This window comes from Mesorhizobium sp. M7A.F.Ca.US.005.03.2.1, assembly GCF_003997795.1.
Classification (GTDB): Bacteria; Pseudomonadota; Alphaproteobacteria; order Rhizobiales; family Rhizobiaceae; genus Mesorhizobium; species Mesorhizobium ciceri.
On record NZ_RZRP01000502.1, the window covers coordinates 1 to 4,672 of the forward strand.

Here is a 4,672-nt window from a genome sequence, read left to right on the forward strand (position 1 = left end):
CCCGGACATGGCGCTGTTCCTGTTCACCAAAAACATTCTTGCTGGCGAGCCGATCAAACTGTTCAACAACGGCAACCACACGCGCGACTTCACCTATGTCGACGACATCGCCGAAGGCGTGATCCGTGCCAGCGACAGCCCGGCCACGGGCAATGCCGCCTGGGACTCCAGCCGTCCGGATCCGGCCACAAGCAGCGCCCCCTGGCGCATCTTCAACATCGGCAACAACAACCCGGTTAAGTTGACCGCCTATGTCGAGGCGCTGGAAAACGCGCTCGGCCGCAAAGCCATCGTCGAACTCTTGCCGCTGCAGCCCGGCGATGTGCCCGATACCTTCGCCGACACCTCGGCGCTGGAGCAGGCGGTCGGCTACCGCCCGACGACGACAGTGACCGAGGGCGTCGGGCGGTTCGTCGAGTGGTACAAGGCTTATTTCGGGCGGGGATAAGGCTCGGCGTTTCTCGGCTGATCCGCGCTGTTCCATGATCACGTAACCAGGAGCAGATGGAATCGACACGGCTCGCAAACAGGCAGTCTGCAATCCATTGCAGTCCAAGGCGCTATTGAGCGTCTGCATCCCCACGTTCAATCGGCGGGATCGCGTTGCCGCGCTGGTTCAGCAACTGCTACGTGCGGACTGCCCATTGCAGATATGCGTCCATGTCGACGGTTCGACCGACGGAACGAACGAAGCGCTTGCGAAAATCGCGTCTCGCGATTCCAGTTTGGTGGTCACCACTGGCCCGAATGACGGCAGAGGCCGCGCAATGTTTTCGGCGATTGCTTCCGCCACTGGCGACTATTGCATGGTCTTCGATGATGACGACGATCTCTTCGCCGATCGCTTGCCGGAAGTCTGTGAGCACCTTTCGCAGAGAGGTGTCGATGAGAAGATTGCGGGTTTTGTGTTCTCGATGGCTCTTGGCCACCCAGAGACGGCAGCAGAGCCGTTTCCGTTGGAACGGACAAACCTGATAAAGATGCGGGCCGACGAACGGGTGGTCGGCGACAAGAAGGAGGTCATCAGAACTCCTTTGCTTAAACGGGTTGCCGTGCCCCCTGCGGGGCGGTTCCGCCGTGTTCCAACATCTCTTCTCTGGTCCAGATTGGCGATCGAATACGACGTTATCTGTGTCAATGTCGAGATTGGACGAAAACGATATTTGCCGGAGGGGATGACGGCAAGGATTCGGCTTCTTCAGCGACAAAATGCATACCCGATGTTGTTGCTGAACTTGATCTACATCAAGGCATTCTGGCTAGGACGATATCGGTCGGTTCGGTTCCTGGGTAAGGCGGTTCTTGCCTGTTTGAGCTTTGGTATCTTGAGTTTCCCGTTCTTGGTCAAGAGATCATTCGTGCGGGTGACTTCATGAAAGAAGCCAGCCTGTGGAAGTTGGTGGAAGCCATCGTAATACGAATTGTTCCTGGTCTTCTGAACATAGCGACATTGCTGTACATCGGAAGCCATCTGGAGACTGGACAGTACGGTATTTTCAGCACGACGATTGCGACAGTTTCATTTATTTCGACACTTGTTTTTGGAGTCGCGACCTATTCGATAATGCCGGTTTCCGCAAAAATGCATGCCGCGGGAATGGGTAGAGAGTACGTGTCGTCCATTTTGACCGTGCTTGCAGTTGTGGCGTTGTTTGTCGTCCTGGCTGGGCTGGCACTGACGTGGCTGGGATTTGGCAATGCCGTTGCCGCGACCATCATCATTTCTTTCGGCTTGCACACCGCACTTCAAGAGATTTTGAGGTCACAACTGCGTTTGTGGGCGTACGGTTGGTCGGCGATTGGCCAGGCCGTAGCATACCAGGCAGGAGCCATAATCCTGCTTGTCGGCGATGCGAAAGTAGGATCGGCTCTTGCCGCCTTTTCGCTCTCCTATTTCGTCGGAGCGCTGATTTCATTTGCCTTGCTGGGACCTAGGAATCTGAGACGACCTGGCTTTTCCTATCTTGCCGGGTCTCTGGTCACAGGCTGGGGATTTGTGTTGAGCAATCTGGCCGAGAGCGGCGTGTTTGTCGGCATTCGATACATTGTTTTGTTGCTTGGCTCCGAGACCCATCTCGGTGTCTTCTCGTTTTGTGTCGATCTTTCACAACGGTCTGTCGGCTTCTTCATGAATGCGGCCAGCTTCGTTTTCGTGCCAAGGGCGTTTCTCAGTGCCGCAAATGGAAACGTCAGGGAGTTTCGGCGCGGACTGTTCGAAGGAGCGGCCATCGCACTCATTTTTGCGGCTGCGGCTGCGGCCGGAATAGTTGGCCTGTTTTTCTCGGGCCATGCCTCCGGATGGCTGGGGAAGTCTTTTGATCCTGCGGTGTTCGGGATCGTTTCTTGTGCTGTTCTGGTCAACAGGACCAAAAAAGTGATCATCGACCCGTTTGCGCTTCGGTCGAACAAAGCGATGACGTTGACTTATTCCTACGCGATAGGGGCGTTGGCTTGCTGTTGTCTGGCGGCATTGGGCCTTTGGTGGCGGGTGCCGCTTGGCAGTGAAATGGCATTTTTGTTCGGATATGTCGTTGCCGCGGCCTGTTCCTTTTTCGCATTGAGGAATGTGATTGCAGACCAAGGGCCTGGTGCGAAACAGCGCACGGTTTTGATGGTCGGGCCGGATGCCAGAAATGAATGAGAAGAAAGCATTTTACGACGAGAAAAACAGGCGCATCGTCCATGTCGGCACGGTGGCTGATGACGACTATTGGGATTCTCACTGGGCCGACGGGATTGTCTTGAGGCCGGATCGCTTTGTCGTTGAAACCACCAAGCGATATCTGACCGGATCGGCCAAGGTCCTGGACGCTGGATGTGGCTTGGCCAATACGGTCCATGGCCTCCACCAGGCAGGCTTTTCCGCCTACGGGATCGACTTCGCGCAGAAGACCGTGGGGATGGTGAACCGTGCCGCGCCCCATTTGCAAGTGACCGTGGGGGATGTTCGAGCAACGGGCTTCGCGGACGGATTCTTCGATGGGGTGTGGTCCCTGGGGGTGATCGAGCACTTCTTCGACGGTTACGATGAGATCGCATTGGAGATGAGGCGCATCATCCGATCAGGAGGAGTTGCCTTCGTGACAGTGCCGAGCATTTCTCCTCTCCGACAGTTGAAGATCAGAATGGGTCTCTATCCCAGGTTTTCAGGTGAACAGGCCGGATTTTACCAGTTCGTTCTTGGGCCGTCTTCGATTGTTTCCAGTTTCGAACAGCACGGCTTCAAGCTTCTGGGATCCCAGCCAAGGGGAGGCTTCAAGGGGCTGAAGGACGAGACATTTTTCTCCAAGCCGATGCAGGCCTGGTACGACAGCAAGAATGGAATCCTGAGAGGTTTGCGTGCTGCCGCGGACCGGTTGCTCGGGCCATTTTCGCATCATACGCGGCTCTACGTCTTCCACAGGATATAGCGCGGATGTCCAATCCGAGTGGGCGCAGATCGCCAAACGAAACCGGTGGTGAAGCAGTATCGATATTGCGAAAGTTTGTTCGTGCGAATGTGGCTGTTTCCGAGTTCCTGGACAGAGCTCTGCCGCGACGCCTTCGCATCGACGGCAACCGGACCTTTGCGACGGAGATAGCACCTCCCTTACTTACCTCAAATGCACGGGTTTACGACCTTGGCGGGGGTGCCAGGCCGTTCGTCAGTCTTTCGGAGAAGCGGCGCCTGAGGCTTTTTGTCGTTGGGCTCGACCTCGACGCGGAAGAGTTGTCGAAAGCGCCGCGCGGAATATACGACGAGGAGATTGAAGCGGACCTTACCTCGTTTAGGGGGAGGGGCGATGCTGACGTCGTCATTTGCCAGGCAACGCTCGAACACGTCCGTGATGGCGAGGGTGCCTTGCGCGGCATTGCCAGTTGCGTGAAGCCGGGAGGCGTGGTTGCCATTTTCTCGCCCTCGCGCAACGCCGTTTTTGCCAGATTGAATCGGGTCCTGCCGGAGGGGATGAAACGACGGCTGCTTTTTGCGATCTATCCTGAAAAGGGCATGGGTCATGACGGGTTTCCGGCCTTCTACGACAAGTGCTTGCCCAGTGACGTCGAGACAATCGCAAAACGGAACGACCTGGAACTTGTCGAGCGCCGTCTGTTCTGGAAAAGCTCCTACTTCTATTTTTTCGTGCCGGCCTTTCTTGCCTGGCGCATCTGGTTAGGCGTTTCGGCCCTGCTTCTCCGCAAGGATGCCGCTGAAACCTACGCCTATGTCTTTCGGCGAAAACAGTGAGTTCCCGCGGCTCATGAAAAGGAAGCTCGCGCTGATCGCCATTCCGCTCGACAGAAGAGGCGGTGCCGAAACCATCTTGAAACTTGTTGCGCGCGCACTCGCGAGACGACCCGACTGGGACGTCGAAATCGGCTTCTTGGGTGGCCAGGCGGCGGGCGAGGCCGCTGGATCACACCAGAAGGGAATTCGGTGCAGCTACGGCTTTGGCGGCGGTAAGGCCATGAGCGAGTTTTTGCTCGCTCCGCGGCTGATCCGGCATCGGTACGATTTGGTGTTCTCGAGCCACGCACGGGTAAACTCGTTTCTGGCTGCCGCGCGAAGCGTGGGACTTCTCCGCAGCCATAGGCTGGTCGCCCGCGAGTCCACGGTGCTTCTGGACCGCTTCAAGGGTCTTCGCGCGCTCGCTTACAAGGCGCTCTACGCTGCCTATGGCAGCCAGGACATGAT

6 protein-coding genes are annotated in these 4,672 nt (G+C 56.8%); all 6 read left to right on the forward strand.

What is annotated here, in order from left to right; genetic code table 11:
* Positions 1-448: NAD-dependent epimerase/dehydratase family protein (locus EN991_RS24050; RefSeq protein ID WP_127369696.1), on the forward strand; the 448-nt coding region annotated here is incomplete at its 5' end.
* A 97-nt stretch (positions 449-545) separates the two neighbouring features.
* Complete coding sequence (locus tag EN991_RS24055) at positions 546-1,376, forward strand: glycosyltransferase (RefSeq protein WP_164753576.1); 831 nt, start codon at positions 546-548, stop codon at positions 1,374-1,376.
* Positions 1,373-2,641, forward strand: coding sequence for a hypothetical protein (locus tag EN991_RS24060; protein WP_127365514.1), 1,269 nt, complete (start codon positions 1,373-1,375; stop codon positions 2,639-2,641). The genes EN991_RS24055 and EN991_RS24060 overlap by 4 nt, the downstream gene beginning before the upstream one ends.
* A complete protein-coding gene (locus tag EN991_RS24065) occupies positions 2,634-3,410 on the forward strand; it encodes a class I SAM-dependent methyltransferase (RefSeq protein WP_164753574.1) in 777 nt (258 codons plus the stop codon). The genes EN991_RS24060 and EN991_RS24065 overlap by 8 nt, the downstream gene beginning before the upstream one ends.
* Before the next feature lie 5 nt (positions 3,411-3,415).
* Positions 3,416-4,225, forward strand: a complete 810-nt coding sequence (locus tag EN991_RS24070) for a methyltransferase domain-containing protein (protein ID WP_081714306.1) — start codon at positions 3,416-3,418, stop codon at positions 4,223-4,225.
* On the forward strand, positions 4,203-4,672 hold a 470-nt coding region (locus EN991_RS24075; protein WP_206519239.1), incomplete at its 3' end, for a hypothetical protein. The genes EN991_RS24070 and EN991_RS24075, both read left to right, overlap by 23 nt.

What these genes read in the sequence shown, in the direction of transcription:
- EN991_RS24065 (WP_164753574.1), top strand. Translation starts at nt 2,634, where the DNA reads ATGAATGAGAAGAAAGCATTTTACGACGAGAAAAACAGGCGCATCGTC.
- EN991_RS24060 (WP_127365514.1), top strand. Translation starts at nt 1,373, where the DNA reads ATGAAAGAAGCCAGCCTGTGGAAGTTGGTGGAAGCCATCGTAATACGA.
- EN991_RS24070 (WP_081714306.1), top strand. Translation starts at nt 3,416, where the DNA reads ATGTCCAATCCGAGTGGGCGCAGATCGCCAAACGAAACCGGTGGTGAA.